This window comes from Variovorax sp. GW531-E2 (assembly GCF_059423125.1).
In genome coordinates, this window is record NZ_JBWKXQ010000074.1 from 1 (window position 1) to 17,058 (window position 17,058).

Here is a 17,058-nt window from a genome sequence, read left to right on the forward strand (position 1 = left end):
CGCCCCATCCGCACCGCCGCCACGCTCGTCGTCCTGCGCGACGGCCCCGAAGGCCTCGAGGTGCTGATGCTGCGCCGGGCCGAGAAGGCCAACGACCAGAACAGCGGCGCCAGCGTCTTCCCGGGTGGCATGGTCGACGCGCACGACCGCCTGCTGCACCCGCTGTGCGCGGGCCTGGACGACGCCGCCGCGAGCGCGCGGCTGGGCCTGCCCGAAGGCGGGCTCGACTTCCACGCTGCGGCGATCCGCGAATGCTTCGAAGAGGCCGGGCTGCTGCTCGCGAACGATGCGCAGGGCCGGCCGGTCGAGCTGCTCGCGCTCACGTCGGGCGAACTCGACGCGATGCGCGCCGCCGCCGAGCGCAGCACCGACGCCCTGCTCGCCCTGTGTGCCGAGCGCGGCTGGTGCCTTGCCGTCGACCGCATCGCGTACTTCAGCCACTGGCTGACCCCGCCCGGCATGCCGCGCCGCTTCGACACGCGCTTCTTCGCCGCCGCGATGCCCGCCGGCCAGGACGTGCGCCCCGACGGCCGCGAAACCGTCGAGCACCTGTGGCTGAAGCCCGCCGACGCGGTCAGCCCCGAACGCGGCCTCAAGCTGCTGAACGTGACGCGGCGCGTGCTCGAGCACCTGGCCACCTTCGCCCGCGTCGACGACTTCATGGCCCATGCGCGCGCGCTGCGCCGCATCCCGCTGACCATGCCGCGCCTGGCCGACGGTCCCCAGGGCCGGCGCCCGGTGAACATGGAAGAGCCCGCCTACGACGAGATCGGGCACCTCGATCCCGACGGCCAGGGCGGCGGCCGCTATGCGCTCGAAGCGGGCCTGGTCACGCCGCTGTCCGCGCGCGTGCTGCGCGTCGTGCACGACAGCGGCCTCAACAGTTTTCTCGTCGGCGGCACCGAGGGCTGGGCGCTGGTCAACCGCGTGCCCGGCGATGCGGCGCACGAGGCCGCGCTGCGGGCGGCGGCGCCCGGGCCGGTGCGGTGGGTGCTGTCGGCGGACGCTGCGCCGCAGTCCCTGGACCTCGGCGGCGCCACGCTCCATGTGCTGGGCGCACAGCGCTTCCTGCTGGCCGAGGAGCGCATGCTGTTCACGCACGACACGACGACCACCGCCGTCGAGACGGATCACCGCGTCGAATGGATCGTGCCCGCGCGCGGCTTCATGCGCCGCCCGGCGTCGGCGCTCGCCGACTGAGCCACGTCTTTCTTCAGGCCTGCTGCGCTTCCGTCAGCGCCTGCGCCGCCACCACCGCTTCGGTGCGGTTGCGCACGTTGAGTGCCCGGAAGATGGCGGCCAGGTGGATCTTCACCGTGCCTTCGCTGATGCCCAGGCTGCGCCCGATGAGCTTGTTCGGCTTGCCTTGCGACAGCAGTTGCAGCACCTCGACCTGCCGCTCGGTGAGCACGCTGCGCAGGTGTTCGAGCGTCTGGGTGCCGCCACCGCCGTTGCCGCCGCGCGCAAAGGGCTCGCCCGCCGCGGCAGACGACGGCGACACGCCGGCCACGATGCCCGGCGGCAGCGCCGTGAGCATCATCGGCGGCACGTACACGCCGCCCGCCAGCACCAGGCGCACGGCCGACAGCATGACGTCGGGCGAGTAGGCCTTGGGAATGAAACCGAGCACGCCGCGTTCGAGCGCGCTGCGCATGATGGACGGGTCTTCATAGCCCGACAGCACGATCACGGGCACGGCCGGGTGTCGTCGCCGGATCTCGTCGATGTGGGCCTGCCCGTCCGCGCCGGGCATGTTGAGGTCGATCAGGGCCAGGTCGAGATCGTCGGTCGCGCCGGCAAGCAACTCGTCGACGCTCAGCGCCAGGACGAACTCGATGCCAGCTCCCAGCTCCGACAACTTGGCTTTGACCGCCTCGATGACGAGCCGGTGGTCGTCGGCGATCAGAATTTTCATGGCATACCCCAGTGTCCCAACGTCAATGTGCATTGGATTCTTCTGCGACTGCGAAGATAACGGCGATTGCTCCGTCCAGCAAGGCCGCCGCGCCCCACCAACGGCATAGACCCCAAGCGGTATGGCGGCCCCGTGGGCCCGTTGAAAAAATGAACGCCCACTCCAACGACCGGGGACATGGGCATGTGCGATCGCTGCAGACGCCGGTGCAAGGCATGCTTCGCAATGCACGCTTGAGAAGCGGGCATCCCTCATGGCCCGCCTGCTCGACTGCTTCTCGCCCTTCATTGCCTTCGGTCTCGGCCTGGACGCATCGATCGCGGCCGGCCGCCCCACCCTCACCCACGGCGACGCCCAGCGCGAGGCCCTGCGCCTGCTGGACATCGCACGCGCCGACGCCGACGTGGCGGGCGCCACCGCCACGCAGATCGAATCGGCCGCCTTCGCGATGGTCGCGTGGCTCGACGAGATCCTGGCGCGCCACCCCGACGCCGTGGATGGCGCGGCGCCGCTGCAGGTGCAGCTGTTCAACTCCAACAACGCGCACAGCGAGTTCTTCCACCACCTCTCGGCCCTCGGCGCGCAGGACCACGCGGTGCGCGAGGTCTACTGGCATGCGCTGGCGCACGGCTTCAAGGGCCAGTACTACTTCGAGTCGGGCGACGAGGGCGAGCTCGGCAAGCTGAAGGACCTGCACGGCCGGCAGCTGCAACCGCCGCCGCTCGAACTCGGCAGCCTCGCGCAGGACCACATCACGCCCCAGCCCTACGGCGTGCCCGACCCGCGCGGCCCGGCCGACATGCGGCGGCGCGACCGCACCGTGCTGCGCACCGGCGCCGCGCTCGCCGTGCTCGTGCCCGCGCTCTTCCTGCTGTGGCACTGGCTGGCGGGGCCGCCGGCCGCCGGCACGGCGCTCACGCAGCGCATCGACCGGCAACTCGCCAGCTACGCCTGCGCCGACCTCGAGGCCTCGATCGACCCCGACGGCCGCCCGCGCGTGACCGGCTTCGTCTCGCAGCGCGACGACCTGCTCAAGGTGGCGGAGGACGTCGCGGCCATTCCCGGCGTGCGCGCGCCGCAGTTCGACATCGGGCTGCGCGTGTGGCCGCACTGCGAGGTGTTCGCCATCCTCAAGCCCTCGCAGGCGCGCAACCGCCAGAAGAACCACGGACTGAGCGTGAGCGCGCCGTCCGCGCGCGACGGCCGGCTGCGCGAGGGCGACGCGGTGCGCGTGCAGGTGGTGGCGCCGCGCCACGAGAGCTACATCTGGGTCGACTACTACACCGCCGATGGCTCCGTGATGCACCTGAACACCGGGCCGGCCCCGACGCGGCTGCGCGCGGGCGAGTCGCTGGAACTCGGGTCCGACATTCCCTCGAGCTGGCTCGTGAGTCCGCCCTTCGGCAACGTGCTGATCACCGTGCTGTCGGCGCCGATGCCGTTCAGCGAAACCTCCGACCGACCGCCGTACGAGATGGCCTCGGCCTACCTGCTGCGCCTGCGCGAGGCGCTGGCCGCGAGCAAGAACAGCGAGCGGCTGATCGCCGACTTCATCTCCCTCGAAACCGTGGCGCGCTGACCTCGCCCTTCCCCACCATGTTCGACACGCTGTCACCCGTGCACCTCTTCTGGCCGCTGCTCGCGGCCTGCCTCGCCGGCCTGGCGCTGCTGTACGCCGCCGTGCGCGACGCCGGCCGCGGCGCGCGGCGACGGGGACTGCTGCGGCGCGTCGACGCCCTCGGCGCGCCCGCCGACCACGCCGCCGTCGACGCGCTGAAGGAGGCCATGGCGCAGGCGCGCACCTCGCTGCGGCAGGCGCCGCGCACGCGCGCGACGGCGCCGTGGTTCCTCTTCATCGGCGGTCCGGCCACCGGGCTGCCGGGGCTGCTCTCGGCGGCCCGTGCCGAGTGCGTGGCGCCGCCGCCGCACGAGGCACCCGGCACGCCCTGGTGGCGCTGGTGGACCACCGGCGCGCTGACGGCCATCGAGCTGCATCCCGACGCCATCGGCGACCAGGCCGGCACGGCGCCCGCGCGCGGGCTCTGGCTGCAGTCGCTGCTGGCGCTTGCCGAGCGACGCGAACGCCTGCCGCTGCACGGCGTGGTGGTGTGCGTGGCGGCCGGCGACCTGCTGTACGGCGACCCGGCCCTGCGCAAGCGCGCCACCGCGAACATGCGCCGCCTGCTCGACGAGGCCAGCGACACGCTGCGCCTGCAGCTGCCGGTCTACCTCGTCGTGACGGGCCTCGAAGGCCTGAAGGGCTACGCCACGCTGCGCGCCGCGCTGCCGCCCGAGGTGCTCGCGCAGGCACTCGGCCACCGCGTGGAGCACCCGTTCGCGGCGCACGCAGCGCGCGCCGCCGACCGGCTCGATGCGCTGTTCGATCCGCTCGTGGCGCAGCTGCACGGCCTGCGCATGGCCCTGCTGCGCGAGCAGCCGGGTCCCGCGGGGCGGCTCGCGCTGCATGGCTTCGTGGAGAGCGTGCGCACCTTGCAGCCGGCCTTGCGGCAAGTCGCGCAGGGGCTGTTCGAGGGGCACGGCAAAGGGGTGCGCGCGCCGCGCTGGCGCGGGCTGTACCTCACAGCGACGGCGTCGGAGAACGGCACGGGCGCCGCGTTCGTGAGCGACCTGTTCGGCCGCTTCCTGCCGGCGGACCAGCCGCTGGTGCGGCCGGGGCGCTTTGCGCCCACGGTGCCGGCGGAACTTCGCTGAGGTCGCCGTGCAGCTGGCGCTACTTGGCCGCAGCGTCGACGCGGATCTGGCGCGCGCCGAAGGTCACGTTGAGCACCTGCGCCTGGCCCGGGGTGACCGCGCGCACCTCGCGCCAGCGTGCGCGGTCGAGGTCGCGGAACGCGGCCATCACGCCGATCGCCTTGGCATCGGCCGGCAGCGTGAGGTCGAGCTTCTTGCTCTCGCCGGGGCGCAGCAGCATTTCTTCGCGCTGCACCAGCTCGGCGCCGAGCGTGGCCTGGTCTTTCTCGAACAGCGAGAAGAAGTCGGCGCCTTCGAAGGGCCCTGGCGTCTTGAGCGCGTAGACGCGCACCGTGAGCGGCGAGGCGCGGCCGCGCGCATCGGGGTTGGCGTCGGCGCCGGCCGTGAGCGTGATCGACACCGGCGTGACCACCGGTTTGCTCGCGCAGCCCGCCATCAGAAGACCCGCTGCAGCAAGGCCAAGGGCTGCGAGACGTCGCCGGGAAGGCCACGCCACGGAGTGCTCATAGGACGAATGGTGTGTACCCAGCGTGCGCATGCTATTCCCTTCGTTGCATTGACCGGTCCTGACGCATCTTTGATTATCACCAGCGAACTCGAACAGGCAACATGCTGACTCCCCAACTCGTCGACGCACTGCTCACGCCCATCGGCGAGGCCTCGCCTTGCGGGGACGACCTGGAGTACGACGCGGACTTCATGGCCCTCACGACGGCGGCGCAAGGCAAGGCCGAACAGCAGTTCGGCGACACCGTGATCCCCGCCGTCGAACCCGACTGGCGCGACGTGGCCGAACGCGCCGATGCGCAGCTGCGCCGCAGCAAGGACGTGCGCGCCGCCGTGCTGCTGCTGCGCGCCGCGACCCGCCTGCAGGGCGTGGCCGGCTTCACCGCGGGCCTGCAATTGCTCACCTCGCTGCTCGACACCTTCTGGGACGGCATACATCCAAAGCTGGATGCGGATGACGACAACGACCCCACGATGCGCCTGAACGCGCTCGCGCCGCTGAGCGACGACAGCATGGTGCCGCGCGACCTGTACGACGCCTCGGTGGGCAACGCGCCCGGCGTGGGCCCGATCCGCGTGCGCGACATCGCCATTGCGCACGGCGTGCTCAACGCCGTCGGCGGCGAAGCCTCGTATTCGCCCGCGCAGGTGCATGGCGGGCTCGAGGCCCTGCACGCCGCACACCCCGAACAGCTGCAGGCCGCCATCGGCCTGCCCGCGCTGCTCGACCGTCTGCAGAAGCTGCTGGGCGAGCGCACCGGCCGCACCGATGCGGTGGACCTCGGCACGCTGCGCACCGTGTCGCGCACGGTCGCCAAGGCCTGCACGGCGGCAGCCGGCGCACCGGAAGCCTCGGCCGACGAGGGTGCAGCCGAAGGCGGCGACGCCCCCTCCGGCAACGCGGCCCGCCCGGCCGCGCCGCGCGGCGAGATCCAGAACCGCCAGGACGCGGTGCAGATGCTCGACCGCGTCATCCGCTACCTCGAACAGGCCGAGCCCGGCAACCCCGCGCCGCTCCTGATCGAACGCGCCAAGAAGCTCATCGGCGTGAGCTTCCTGGACATCATGGCCAACCTCGCGCCCAACGCGATGGACACCATCGAGACCGTGACGGGCAAACGCCAGTCCGAATGACCGCCGCCGTTTCCACCCGTCCCCTTTCATTCCCGCAAGGAGCATCGCCATGGCCAAGAGCAGTCAGAAATTCATCGCACGCAACCGCGCGCCCCGGGTCCAGATCGAATACGACGTGGAGCTCTACGGCGCCGAGAAAAAGATCCAGCTGCCCTTCGTGATGGGCGTGCTGGCCGACCTGTCGGGCAAGCCCGCCGACCCGCTCGCACCCGTGGTCGACCGCAAGTTCCTCGAGTTCGACGTCGACAACTTCGACGCCCGCATGAAGGCCATGAAGCCGCGCGCCGCCTTCGCGGTGGAGAACTCGCTCACCGGCGAGGGCGACCTGAAGGTCGAGCTCACCTTCGACAGCATGGACGACTTCTCGCCCGCCGCCGTGGCCCGCAAGGTGGGCGCGCTGAACAAGCTGCTCGAAGCGCGCACGCAGCTGTCGAACCTCGTGACCTACATGGACGGCAAGGGCGGCGCCGAAGACCTGCTGGCCAAGGTGCTCGAAGACCCGGCCCTGCTGCAGACGCTGGCCGCCAGCAAGAAGCCCGGGGACGGCGAAGCCGCCGCCTGAGCCTCACCCAGCCCCGATTCCTGACAGACACACACCGGTACACGAGGAGAAACCATCATGGCCGACGCACTCGAGCAGAGCGCACTGAAAGACGTTGCGTACGCGGGAAGCGACTTTTCGTCGCTGCTGCAGAAAGAATTCAAACCGCGCAGCGACGAAGCCAAGAGCGCCGTCGAAGCCGCCGTGCTCACGCTGGCGCAGCAGGCGCTGAGCAACAGCACCGTCATCGGCAAGGACGTGACCAAGTCGATCCAGGCCATGATCGCCGCGATCGACGCCAAGCTCACCGACCAGGTGAACAAGATCATCCACCACCCCGACTACCAGAAGCTCGAGAGTGCGTGGCGCGGCCTGCACTACATGGTGAACAACACCGAGACCGACGAGAACCTGAAGATCCGGGTGATGGACATCTCCAAGCAGGAGCTGGCCAAGAACCTCAAGAAGTTCAAGGGCGCGGCCTGGGACCAGAGCCCGATGTTCAAGAAGATCTACGAGGAAGAGTACGGCCAGTTCGGCGGCGAGCCCTTCGGCGCGCTGGTGGGCGACTACCACTTCGACCAGAGCCCGCCCGACGTCGAGATGCTCGGCGAGATGGCCAAGATCGCCGCCTCGGCCCACGCGCCCTTCATCACGGGCGCGAGCCCCAACCTCATGCAGATGGAGTCGTGGCAGGAGCTGGCCAACCCGCGCGACCTGACCAAGATCTTCTCCACGCCCGAGTACGCCGGCTGGCGCAGCCTGCGCGAGTCGGACGACTCCAAGTACCTGGGCATGTGCATGCCGCGCTTCCTGGCACGCACGCCCTACGGCGCCAACACCAACCCGGTGGAAGAGTTCGACTTCGAGGAAGACACCGCCGGCGCCGACCACAGCAAATACGCCTGGGCCAACGCCGCCTATGCGATGGCGACCAACATCAACCGCTCGTACAAGCTGTACGGCTGGGGTTCGCGCATCCGCGGCATCGAGTCGGGCGGCGCGGTGGAAAACCTGCCGCTGCACACCTTCCCCAGCGACGACGGCGGCGTGGACCAGAAGTGCCCCACCGAGATCGCCATCAGCGACCGGCGCGAGGCCGAGCTCTCGAAGGCCGGCCTGCTGTCGATGATCCACCGCAAGAACTCCGACTTCGCCGCCTTCATCGGCGCGCAGTCGCTGAACAAGCCGGCCGAGTACGACGACCCCGACGCCACGGCCAACGCCAACCTGGCGGCGCGCCTGCCTTACCTCTTTGCCTGCAACCGCTTTGCGCACTACCTGAAGTGCATCGTGCGCGACAAGGTCGGCAGCTTCAAGGAGCGCGAGGACATGCAGCGCTGGCTCAACAAATGGATCATGAACTACGTGGACGGCGACCCCGCCAACTCCTCGGAAACCACCAAGGCCCAGAAGCCGCTGGCCGCCGCCGAGGTGATCGTGGAAGAAGTCGAGGGCAACCCGGGCTACTACACGTCCAAGTTCTTCCTGCGCCCGCACTACCAGCTCGAAGGCCTCACGGTCTCGCTGCGGCTGGTGTCCAAGCTGCCGACGGCCAAGGGCGCCGGTTGAAAAAAATCTGCGGATTCTTCTTGAATTTCCGGTTCCGTTTCGTTCTATGAGTAGCTGCCGGGCATCGGAACTTTTCTCCCACCGCCGGCAGCCATTTTTTTCGTTTCGATCATCAACCGCCCGAATGCAATCGGGTTCCAAGGAGTAGGAACATGTCATCTGACTTTCACATCAAGCTCGACGGCGTCAAGGGCGAGTCTTCTCACAAGGACCACAAGGACGAGATCGAGATTTCGTCGTGGTCCTGGAACGTGAGCAACGCATCGGGCGCGGGATCGGGCGGCGGTTCGGGCAAGGGCAAGGCCACGCCGGGTGAATTCAATTTCACGCACACCTACGACAAGGCATCCCCCGTGCTCGCCAAGAACTGCGTGAGCGGCAAGCACTTCAAGGACATGGTCATGACCTGCCGCAAGTCGGGCGAAGGCCAGCAGGAGTACCTGAAGGTCACGCTCAAGGAAGTCTTCATCTCCAGCGTGGGCCCCGGCGGCGCACAGGGCGGCGACGTGCACGAGCAGGTGTCCTGCAGCTTCAAGGACATCGAGTTCGCCTACAAGGGCCAGGACGAAAAGGGCGCCGGCGGCGGCGAGGTGAAGTTCGGCTGGAACGTGGCCACCACCGAAACCCGCTGACGGGCGACGGACCCGCCAGCCCCGTCCGCCCCTGGCACCCCACGGTGCCGGGGCCGGTCCCTGCCCGTGTCCTCACCGGAGCAATGCCATGGCATTCAGCACCACACTCATCGGTACCAGCGGCAAGCTGCACACGACCTACAACTCCGATTGGTCGGTCGGACGGATCGGCTCCAACACGCGTGAAGACGTGATGCTGGTGCAGGCCCTGTTCAAGATCTTCTACTACGAGCTGCTCGGCTTCAACCACGACTTCGACCCGCCCCCCGGCGCGACCGAGGTGATCGTGGTGGACGGCTATTACGGGCCGGTCACGCAGAAGCACATCACGCACTTCCAGGAACAGGCGATCGCACGCGGGCGCAAGGTCCTGCCGGACGGCATCTTCGATCCGTTCCGCGAGCCCGGTGCGTCCAGCACGATCAGCAAGACGCGCTACGCGCTCGACCTGCTGAACAACGGCTGTGCCAACAGCTGCGAAGAGCAGAACATCGACAACTACAGCAACCTGCCGAACCGGGAAGACATGCCCGCGTTGCTGCGCAGCGCGCTGAAGAAAGTCAAGAAGAAGGCCAGCAAGTACAGCTGAACAGCCTCAGCGGCCCCAAGCAAAACGCCCATCCATCGGATGGGCGTTTGGCTTGAAGGATGGCGCCACGCTCAGGGGTCTGTCGACGCGACGTTCTCGGGCAGCAGCCGCGTCATGTCGTCGTCGGCGTCCTCGATCACCCACAGCGTGAGCGCCGTGTAGTTGTCGTGGCCCGGCTTGGCGTTGGCCTTGATCTGCGCGTCGAGCAGCTCGGTCCACTGGCTGGGCGTGCGCGAGGCGTGCAGCGTGTCGACCAGGCACTCGTCGCCCAGCGGCTCCCACACGCCGTCGCTGCACAAGAGCAGCACGTCGCCGGGCAAGAGGCGCATGCGGTCGGACACCGCGATGTCGGGCGCCTCCTCGATCGAGCCCAGTGCCGACAGCAGCATGTTGCGCTGCGGATGCAGGCGCGCGCCCTCCTCGTCGAGCATGCCGCCCGCCACCATCTGCTGCACCAGGCTGTGGTCGGTGGTGCGCGCCACGATGGCGCCGCCGCGGAACAGGTAGGCGCGGCTGTCGCCGCTGTGCACCCAGGCCAGCACCTCGCGCTCCAGGTCGATCACCGCGAACACCACCGTGGAGCGCATGCCGGCGAGCTTGCCGCCTTCGGCCTGGCGCGCCACCACGTCCAGGTTGGCGCGCTCGATCAGCGCGCGCAGCGCGGCCTCGTCCAGCGAGGGCGCCCCCGAGAAGCCGCCGAGCACGCTGGCGCGCACCGTGGCCGCCGCCACGTCGCCGCCGCCGTGACCGCCCGCGCCGTCGGCCACCAGGCAGGCGACGTAGCGCTCGTCGTGCCAGTGGCCGTGCACGTCCTCGTTGTAGGTGCGCCCGCCCTGCCGGGAGAGCGTGACGATTTCGATTTCCAAGCGGGGTGCCTCGCGAGTGCTGGGGGTTGTTCTGGTTGTCTTCTCAGGTGTCGGACTTCAGGCGCGCCATCTGCTCTTCGTAGGCCGCGAGGAAGGCCTTGCCGAAGAGGCTGTGGAAGTCGTCCTCGGCCTCGCTCGCGATGCCGCCGTACAGCGCCACGAACTGGTCCCAGAGCTTGGCCTTGCGGTTGGCGGCAAAGAGCGCGTCGAGCGCTGTCTTCGCGCTGATCTTCTTCTCGAGCTCGGCCGGCTCGAAGCGCCCGATGACATGGGCCAGCGCCGCGCGCATGCCCACCATCACGCCGAACTGGTGCGCGCGCAGGTCGTCGAAGGCGTCGCGCATCGCGGCCTCGGGCGGCATGAAGCCGCGCACGCCGGGCCCCAGCAGGTGCGCCAGCGCGACCTCGACGGTGGGCGAGAACTTGAGCGGGTTGTTGGCCTGCGACGCGATCATCGTGACCTCGGCGCGCACCTCGCGCTTGAACTCCTGGCGCGTGAGCAGCAACTGCAGCGTGCCCTCGGTGGCGGTGCGCAGCATCGACCCGATGCGCTCCATGAGGCCGGGCGTGAGCATTTCGGGCGGCTGGTGCGTGCTCGCCAGGCCGCGCAGGAAGGCGGCGAGCAGTTCGTCGTCGGAGGCGGTGCGCGTGGACGTGGCTGCTGGTGCCGGCGGCGCGACATACACGGGCGGCGGTGGTGGCGGAGGGGGCGGCGGCTCGGCGACGCGGCCGGCGTTCTCGGGCCCGCTGATGCGGATCGGCTGGCCGGTCACGTCGTCGAACTTCCCGAGCGGGGCCACGGGCGCAGGCGCAGGAGGAGGAGGCGGCGGTGGCGGCGTGATGGCCTTCGGCGGCTCGAAGCCGAACTGGTCGATCGGCAAATGATCGGAGCGCGGCACCGGCGTGGCGGGCGCCGCGCGCTGCAACGCGGCCAGCGGGTCGGCGTCCGACGCGGTGTTGGGCTGCAGCAGCGGATCGGCCAGCGGCGACAGCGCGAGCGGATCACCGCCGATGCCGCCGGCGCCCGGCGAACCACCGAACAGGTCGTCGATGCTCGCGGCCTTGCCGTGCGCGGGCGGCGCGCCGAGATCGGAAAAATCGTCGAGCGCGCCGAGCCCGGCAGAGGGAGCGGCCGACGGCGTGGGGCCCAGCAGATTCGCGAACGGGTCGACCTGGTCGGCCTGCGCATTGCGCGAGCCGCTGGCCATCGGGTCGGGAAAGAGCAGCGACTCGGCGGGCGCGGCGGCGGCACGGGCTGCAGCAGGCGCCGGCGCGGGCGCGGGCGGCGATCCCAGTCCCGCGAGCAGGTCGGCGAACGGATCGTCGCTGCTGGCGGCGGGCGCGGCGGCCGGCGCCGACATCACGGTGTTGGGGATGACCGGCGCGCGTGGCGCCGCCGCAGCGGCCATCACGCGCACCGAGAGTTCGAAGCTGCCGATGACAAGGCGCGCACCGTCGGTCAGCGCCGCTTCCTTGCCCGCGCCCAGCGACACGCCATTGCATTGCATCGCGTTGCTGCCGCGATCGACGATGAAGTACTGCCCGTCGCGGCACAGCACCTGCGCGTGCACGCGCGAGACGGTGCGGTCGGGGTCGTCGAGCACGAGCGCGTTGGTGTCGGCGCGGCCGATGGTGCCGCCGCCGGGTCCGAAGTCCGCGGCGATGGACGGTCCGGCCGGCATGCCTTGCCGGGTGATGACAGCGATATGGATCATGAATCGGCCCCCGATGGCGGCTGCGCCCGTGCAATCTCGCAAGGAGTATTCATTCCGTGGGGCCGGTTGGCAATCTCGCCTTAAGAGGTATGCCGCATGCGCGCCTTCGCGGCCTCACGGCGCCAGCAGCAGCACGAGCGACTGGCTCGGCACCGCGCGCACGCCCGGGCAGTTGGTGCTGTTCTGCAGCGAGTTGCTGGTCAGGCGCGTGGCGGGCATGCCCTGGAAGAGCACGGTGAACGCGCCCGTGAGATGGCGGCACGGCCCCATCACGGTGCCGGAGGCCACGCCCAGCAGCACCCCGGGGTTGTCGCCGTTGCTCATCGGGATCGTGGTGCCCAGGTTGTGCGCCGGGCCGCCCATGATGAGGATCGTGGGGCAGTTGGGAATGGCCATCGCGCCCATCGCGATGTTCGGGTACGGAATGGGCAGCGGCGACGGCGCGGCCGGCGTCATGCAGACGTCGGGGAAGGCCATGTCGGTGCCCATGAGCTGGCAGTTGGCGAACATGGGACGTCTCCTCAACCGAAGTGGATCTGCGCGCCGCGCGTCTTGACCAGCTTGCCGCCGTTGACCATCACATGCTCGGCCTTGAGCTGCATCAGCTGCTGCGCCTCGTGGTCGATGTGCATGGCCTGCACGCGGTCGGTGCCCTGCGTGGTGCGCAGGTAGTGGCGGCTGAAGTGGGTGACGCGGTCCATCACGCTCGAGAGCACCGAACCGACGAACTTGATGGTGCCCGCGCACAGCCGGAACTGCCGCGCGGCCACCTCCACCTCGTCGGCCACCAGGTGGGTGCGACGCCCGCGCAGCTCGAGCTGGTCGGCATCGAGCTGCAGCCGCGCGGCCTCCAGGTGCAGGGCGCCGTCGCACCGCAGCACGGCCGGCTGCGCCGCGTCGCGCTGCAGCACCGCCAGCACCCACAGCTCCGACGGGCCGGTGCGCAGGCAGGCCACGGTGTCGCCGACGGCCGGCACCAGCAGGCAGCTGGCCGCACGCCGCGCCTGCACCTCGCCCCGCAGGCCGACGCGCACACGCACGGTGGCATCAGGCCCGACGGCGGTGACGAGGCCGCCCTGGCAGGCGCCGGCGATGGCGACGGTGGGGTCGACCGCCGGCGCGCAGACCGGTTGGCTCTGGCTGTGCAGGCTGCGCTGGCTGGGGCTTCTGCCGGGGGTTCGGGTCTTGCTCATGGGGCTCTCCAGGATGTGCGGATGGGGTCAGGCGGCGACGGCGCGCCAGCGCTCGGCCTCGGCGCGCTGCGGGTCTTGCGTCAGCGCGCGGGCGTGGTCGTCGATGCGCGCGCCTTCGGTGAGCGCGCCGTGCAGCTGGGCGCGCAGCAGCGAGGCGCCCTCCATGTCGCAGCCGCGCAGGTCGGCGTGGCTGAGGTCGGCGTGGTCGAGCACCGCGTTCTGCCACTGCGCGCGTGCCATGCGCGCACCGGCGAAATGCACCTGGTGTAGGCGGGCGCGTGCGAACACGCTGCCTTCGAGCAACGCGCCGGTGAACAGCGCCTGCGTGAGGTCGGCGCCCGAGAAATCGACGCCGGCCGCCTGCGCCTCGCAGAAGATGGCGCGCGGCGCCTGCACGCCGGCCAGCCGCGCACCGCCCAGCAGCGCGCCCTGGAAGCTGCACTGCGGCAGGCGGGCGTCGGTGAAGTCGGCGCCCTGCAGGTCGACCCCGGCGAACTGGCAGCCGCGCAGCGACTGGCCGCGAAAGTCCTGCCCCGCCAGCGGGGTCTTGACGAACACCGTGCGCTCGAAATTGCCGCCGCTCCAGTTCAGGTGACGCACGTCGCATTCCATCAGCGTCGCCTGGCGCCAGTTGACGCGCTCCGCGCTGGCATCGAACAGGCTGCACTGGTTGAAGGTGGCGTTGTCCAGGCTCGCGTCCTGCAGGCCGGCGTGGGCGAACTTGCTGCGGTTGGCCACGAGCATGGACGCATCGGCACCGGCCAGCCGCGCGTGCGACACCTCGCACTCGTTCAGGGTGGCGGCATGCAGCCGCGCCTCGCCCAGGTCGGCGTGCGTGAGCTGGCACTGGTTGAAGGTGGCCCGCCGCAGATCGGCCGTGCCCAGCAGCGTGCCGCGCAGGTCGCACTGGTCGAACACCGCCTCGTGCAGGTCGGCGCCGCGCAGGTCGGCCCGGCGCAGGTCGACCTTGCTGAACAGCGCGCCGGCCAGCGCGGCGCGCGCAAAGTGGCCGCCCTGCAGATCCAGCGACTCGATGGGCTCGCCGATGGCGGCGGCCATGGCCAGGACTTCGGGCGTCATGGCACGGGCTGCGCCTGCTCGGCGGCGCTCAGCCGCGGCCAGGTGCGGGTGCGTGTGAGCAGCGCGTCGTCCAGCCGCACGTCGCCGTCCAGGCGCACGCGCGACAGGTCGGCCTGGAACAGGTTGCTGCGCCGCAGGTCGGCGCCGCGCAGGTCGGCGTGCTGGAGCATGGCGTCGCGCAGGTCGGCGCCGGACATCCGCGCCCCGCGCAGCACGGCCTTGCGCAGCAGCGCACCGCGCGCCGAGGCCAGGCGCCAGTCGCTGCCGGGCATGCGCGCGCCGGTGAAGTTGGCGCCGTCGGCCACGGCGCCGGCAAAGCTGGCGTCGGCCATCGCCACGCCGCCAAAGTTGGCATGCGCGAGGTCGGCATGGCCGAGGTCCGCGCCCGTCATGTCGCACGCGGGCGTGACGACCACGCCGGCGGCGCGCGCCTGCGTCCAGCGCGCGCCCTGCAATTGGCAGTCGACAAAGTTGGCGCCCGCGAGGTCGGCGCCGCGCAGATCGACACCGCGCAGGTCGCACTCGACGAAGCTGGCGCCGGCCAGCGTCGCGCCCGTGAAGACGACGGTGCGCAGGTCCGCGCGATAGAACACCTGCCCGCCGGCCTGCGCCTCGCTCCAGTCGCAACGGCCCCAGGCCGCGTCCAGCAACGAGGTGCCGCCCAGCTGCGCGCGCGCGCCGCGTGCGCCTTCCAGCTGGCAGCGCTCGAGCACGGCGGTGCGCAGGTCGGCGTCGTCCAGCACGCAGCCGTCCAGGCGGCTCGCGCCCAGGTTGGCACCCTCGAAGTTGGCGCCGATGGCGATGGCGCCGCTCAGCTCGGCATGCGCCAGCACCGCATATGAAAAGTTGGCGCCCGAGAGGTTCGCCTGGCGCAGGTCGGCGCTTTCGAGCCAGGCGCCGGTGAAGTCCGCGCCGCGCAGGTCCAGCCCGTGCAGGTCGGCGCCGGTGAGGTCCATGCCGCGGAAGGCGCGAAAGCCCGATGCCGCCGCCCGCCGGATCTCGTCGCGCAACGCCGCGGCCGCATCGGGCGCCATGCGATCGACCGGCGGCTGCTGGTGCGCCGCCTGCAGGTAGCCCAGCGAGTCGGCGCCCTCTTTCTGCAGCAGCGGGCCGTAGACCACCTCGGGCCGGAAGTCGCGTTTCTCGTGCCGCGCGGTCTGTTCGAGCTGCTTCAGGTCCTGCTCGGCGCGGTAGGTGGGCGGTCCGCGGTGCTGCAACTGCGCCAGGTCGACGCCGCGCTCGCGCGCCATCGCGATGGCCTGCTCCATGTGCGCGAGCACGTCGTTGAGTGCATGCAGCTGCTGCAACTCGGAGGCTTCGATCTGCCGCTGCAGCACCTCGGCCAGCTCGTCGGGCTTGGGCACGGGCTCGCGCGGCGGCATCGTCACGCCCAGCGCGTCGGGGTCCTTGCCGAGCCCGCGCAGCTGTTCGCGGGCCATGGCCACATCGAGTTCGGCGCGCCGGTACTGGGCCTGCGCCTGCACGCCGTCGCTGGCGAAGGGCGCGCGCGCGGCCTCGGCATGCGGATCGGTGATGTCCAGGCCCTCGGGCAGCAGGTCGCTGTCGCGCAGGCTGTGGACCAGGCCCAGGCGCGGATCGGCGCGCTGCGCGATCACGTGCAGGTAGTGCGCATCGGGGCGCGGCGCCTCGGTGATGCGCTCCACGCCGCAGGTCATGCCGCGGATGTCGCTGCCGTCGTCGCTGGCCATCTCCGCCAGGCCGTGGAAGACCAGCACCAGCCGCTGCGCATGCGGAAAGCACCACACGGTGGTCAGGCGCATCGGCACTTCGCGCAGCGCGTCGTCCTGCCCCGCGCCCATCGCGTAGGCGGCGAACACGCGCGCGCGCAGGCCGGGCAGGCGCCCGGTGAGCGTGGGGTGCTCGGGATGCAGGTGGACGAACTCGAGTTCTTCGTCGCCGCGCAGCGGTTCGGCAAACCACTGGTCGGCGGGGGCCACGTTGAAGAAGCGCCAGTCGGTGTCGGGCGCAAAGCCGGGCGCGTGCTCGCGCATGTACTCCGGTCCGTAGGTGCCGCGCCAGGCGGCACGCGCCGGGTGCATCGGATCGAGGCGGCCGAAGCCGGCCGGCTCCGCCACCTGGTCGGGATGGTGCAGCGGTGCGTGCGGCCATTCCACATTGGGCAGCGGGCGCACGCCCTGCACGGCGGCCCGGCCGATGCCTGCAGGGTTGGCCGCGAAATCGGCACCGCCGTAGGCGCGCTCCCAGCCGATCGGCATCTGCGTGTAGGGCTGCGGCGCGCTGGCGCGTTCGCCCTCCCAGTGCCGGTCGCCCATCACCACCAGCGTCTTGCTCACCGGCCCCACGCGCACGCGCACCGCGCAGCCGGTGGCCGGTGCCGACGGCGGGCAGGCCCGGCCGTGCACCAGGAATTCGGCGGTGAGCTTGGCCACGCCTTCGTCGACCAGGGGCTCCGCCATTTCTTCGGCCAGAAAGTCCCACATCGACTGCTCGCCCCACAGCCGGCCGTGCGCGCCCTGTTCCAGCGGCACATGCAGCAGCGCGCTGATGCACAGCGCGCGCCGGCCCCGGTATTCGATCGGGCGGGTGGACAGGCCCAGGGCCTGCGGCTTGTTGATCTGCAT

Annotated in this window: 16 protein-coding genes; 8 read left to right on the forward strand and 8 right to left on the reverse strand. The window is 70.7% G+C overall.

Annotated elements, in window-relative coordinates:
- A partial coding sequence (locus tag AC07XP_RS28580) for an NUDIX hydrolase (RefSeq protein WP_495266559.1) occupies positions 1 to 1,200 on the forward strand: 1,200 nt, incomplete at its 5' end.
- A gap of 13 nt (positions 1,201 to 1,213) precedes the next feature.
- Here the strand turns inward: AC07XP_RS28580 and AC07XP_RS28585 are convergent.
- Complete coding sequence (locus tag AC07XP_RS28585) at positions 1,214 to 1,915, reverse strand: response regulator transcription factor (RefSeq protein WP_095743417.1); 702 nt, start codon at positions 1,913 to 1,915, stop codon at positions 1,214 to 1,216.
- 253 nt (positions 1,916 to 2,168) lie between these two features.
- Between AC07XP_RS28585 and AC07XP_RS28590 the strand changes: the two genes are divergently transcribed.
- Both AC07XP_RS28590 and AC07XP_RS28595 read left to right on the forward strand, forming a co-directional pair.
- Complete coding sequence (locus AC07XP_RS28590; RefSeq protein WP_495266560.1) at positions 2,169 to 3,494, forward strand: DotU family type IV/VI secretion system protein; 1,326 nt, start codon at positions 2,169 to 2,171, stop codon at positions 3,492 to 3,494.
- A 17-nt stretch (positions 3,495 to 3,511) separates the two neighbouring features.
- Complete coding sequence (locus tag AC07XP_RS28595) at positions 3,512 to 4,627, forward strand: type VI secretion system protein (RefSeq protein WP_495266561.1); 1,116 nt, start codon at positions 3,512 to 3,514, stop codon at positions 4,625 to 4,627.
- Between the two features lie 19 nt (positions 4,628 to 4,646).
- Here AC07XP_RS28595 and tssJ read toward each other — a convergent pair whose 3' ends face one another.
- On the reverse strand, positions 4,647 to 5,165 hold the full coding sequence (gene tssJ / locus AC07XP_RS28600; protein ID WP_495266562.1) for a type VI secretion system lipoprotein TssJ: 519 nt from the start codon (positions 5,163 to 5,165) through the stop codon (positions 4,647 to 4,649).
- Positions 5,166 to 5,236: 71 nt separating this feature from the next.
- Between tssJ and tssA the strand changes: the two genes are divergently transcribed.
- The 5 genes from tssA (at position 5,237) to AC07XP_RS28625 (ending at position 9,602) form a co-directional block, all read left to right on the forward strand.
- Positions 5,237 to 6,268: a type VI secretion system protein TssA gene (gene tssA / locus AC07XP_RS28605; protein ID WP_495266563.1), complete on the forward strand. Its 1,032-nt coding sequence runs from the start codon at positions 5,237 to 5,239 to the stop codon at positions 6,266 to 6,268.
- Between the two features lie 49 nt (positions 6,269 to 6,317).
- Positions 6,318 to 6,830, forward strand: a complete 513-nt coding sequence (tssB, locus tag AC07XP_RS28610; RefSeq protein WP_062482197.1) for a type VI secretion system contractile sheath small subunit — start codon at positions 6,318 to 6,320, stop codon at positions 6,828 to 6,830.
- Positions 6,831 to 6,887: 57 nt separating this feature from the next.
- Entirely contained in the window at positions 6,888 to 8,381 is a 1,494-nt protein-coding gene (gene tssC, locus AC07XP_RS28615) for a type VI secretion system contractile sheath large subunit (RefSeq protein WP_062482199.1), read from the forward strand.
- Between the two features lie 152 nt (positions 8,382 to 8,533).
- On the forward strand, positions 8,534 to 9,013 hold the full coding sequence (locus tag AC07XP_RS28620; RefSeq protein WP_056584576.1) for an Hcp family type VI secretion system effector: 480 nt from the start codon (positions 8,534 to 8,536) through the stop codon (positions 9,011 to 9,013).
- 88 nt (positions 9,014 to 9,101) lie between these two features.
- Complete coding sequence (locus AC07XP_RS28625) at positions 9,102 to 9,602, forward strand: peptidoglycan-binding domain-containing protein (protein ID WP_062482201.1); 501 nt, start codon at positions 9,102 to 9,104, stop codon at positions 9,600 to 9,602.
- 71 nt (positions 9,603 to 9,673) lie between these two features.
- On the opposite strand, the gene AC07XP_RS28630 is transcribed toward AC07XP_RS28625, so the two are convergent.
- From AC07XP_RS28630 to AC07XP_RS28655, 6 genes are all read right to left on the reverse strand, one after another.
- Entirely contained in the window at positions 9,674 to 10,468 is a 795-nt protein-coding gene (locus AC07XP_RS28630; protein ID WP_056584571.1) for a PP2C family protein-serine/threonine phosphatase, read from the reverse strand.
- Positions 10,469 to 10,511: 43 nt separating this feature from the next.
- On the reverse strand, positions 10,512 to 12,182 hold the full coding sequence (gene tagH, locus AC07XP_RS28635) for a type VI secretion system-associated FHA domain protein TagH (RefSeq protein ID WP_495266564.1): 1,671 nt from the start codon (positions 12,180 to 12,182) through the stop codon (positions 10,512 to 10,514).
- Positions 12,183 to 12,296: 114 nt separating this feature from the next.
- Positions 12,297 to 12,692 (reverse strand): DUF4150 domain-containing protein, encoded by a 396-nt coding sequence (locus AC07XP_RS28640; protein WP_062482207.1) that lies wholly within the window; start codon positions 12,690 to 12,692, stop codon positions 12,297 to 12,299.
- A gap of 11 nt (positions 12,693 to 12,703) precedes the next feature.
- The gene (locus AC07XP_RS28645; protein WP_495266565.1) at positions 12,704 to 13,375 is read right to left on the reverse strand and encodes a DUF3540 domain-containing protein; all 672 of its coding nucleotides are present in this window, start codon (positions 13,373 to 13,375) and stop codon (positions 12,704 to 12,706) included.
- A 27-nt stretch (positions 13,376 to 13,402) separates the two neighbouring features.
- Positions 13,403 to 14,455: a pentapeptide repeat-containing protein gene (locus tag AC07XP_RS28650; protein WP_495266566.1), complete on the reverse strand. Its 1,053-nt coding sequence runs from the start codon at positions 14,453 to 14,455 to the stop codon at positions 13,403 to 13,405.
- Positions 14,452 to 17,058: a DUF2169 family type VI secretion system accessory protein gene (locus AC07XP_RS28655; RefSeq protein ID WP_495266567.1), complete on the reverse strand. Its 2,607-nt coding sequence runs from the start codon at positions 17,056 to 17,058 to the stop codon at positions 14,452 to 14,454. The genes AC07XP_RS28650 and AC07XP_RS28655 overlap by 4 nt, the downstream gene beginning before the upstream one ends.

What these genes read in the sequence shown, in the direction of transcription:
- AC07XP_RS28585 (WP_095743417.1), bottom strand. Translation starts at nt 1,915, where the DNA reads ATGAAAATTCTGATCGCCGACGACCACCGGCTCGTCATCGAGGCGGTC.
- AC07XP_RS28590 (WP_495266560.1), top strand. Translation starts at nt 2,169, where the DNA reads ATGGCCCGCCTGCTCGACTGCTTCTCGCCCTTCATTGCCTTCGGTCTC.
- AC07XP_RS28595 (WP_495266561.1), top strand. Translation starts at nt 3,512, where the DNA reads ATGTTCGACACGCTGTCACCCGTGCACCTCTTCTGGCCGCTGCTCGCG.
- tssJ (WP_495266562.1), bottom strand. Translation starts at nt 5,165, where the DNA reads ATGCGCACGCTGGGTACACACCATTCGTCCTATGAGCACTCCGTGGCG.
- tssA (WP_495266563.1), top strand. Translation starts at nt 5,237, where the DNA reads ATGCTGACTCCCCAACTCGTCGACGCACTGCTCACGCCCATCGGCGAG.
- tssB (WP_062482197.1), top strand. Translation starts at nt 6,318, where the DNA reads ATGGCCAAGAGCAGTCAGAAATTCATCGCACGCAACCGCGCGCCCCGG.
- tssC (WP_062482199.1), top strand. Translation starts at nt 6,888, where the DNA reads ATGGCCGACGCACTCGAGCAGAGCGCACTGAAAGACGTTGCGTACGCG.
- AC07XP_RS28620 (WP_056584576.1), top strand. Translation starts at nt 8,534, where the DNA reads ATGTCATCTGACTTTCACATCAAGCTCGACGGCGTCAAGGGCGAGTCT.
- AC07XP_RS28625 (WP_062482201.1), top strand. Translation starts at nt 9,102, where the DNA reads ATGGCATTCAGCACCACACTCATCGGTACCAGCGGCAAGCTGCACACG.
- tagH (WP_495266564.1), bottom strand. Translation starts at nt 12,182, where the DNA reads ATGATCCATATCGCTGTCATCACCCGGCAAGGCATGCCGGCCGGACCG.
- AC07XP_RS28640 (WP_062482207.1), bottom strand. Translation starts at nt 12,692, where the DNA reads ATGTTCGCCAACTGCCAGCTCATGGGCACCGACATGGCCTTCCCCGAC.
- AC07XP_RS28645 (WP_495266565.1), bottom strand. Translation starts at nt 13,375, where the DNA reads ATGAGCAAGACCCGAACCCCCGGCAGAAGCCCCAGCCAGCGCAGCCTG.
- AC07XP_RS28650 (WP_495266566.1), bottom strand. Translation starts at nt 14,455, where the DNA reads ATGACGCCCGAAGTCCTGGCCATGGCCGCCGCCATCGGCGAGCCCATC.
- AC07XP_RS28655 (WP_495266567.1), bottom strand. Translation starts at nt 17,058, where the DNA reads ATGCAGATCAACAAGCCGCAGGCCCTGGGCCTGTCCACCCGCCCGATC.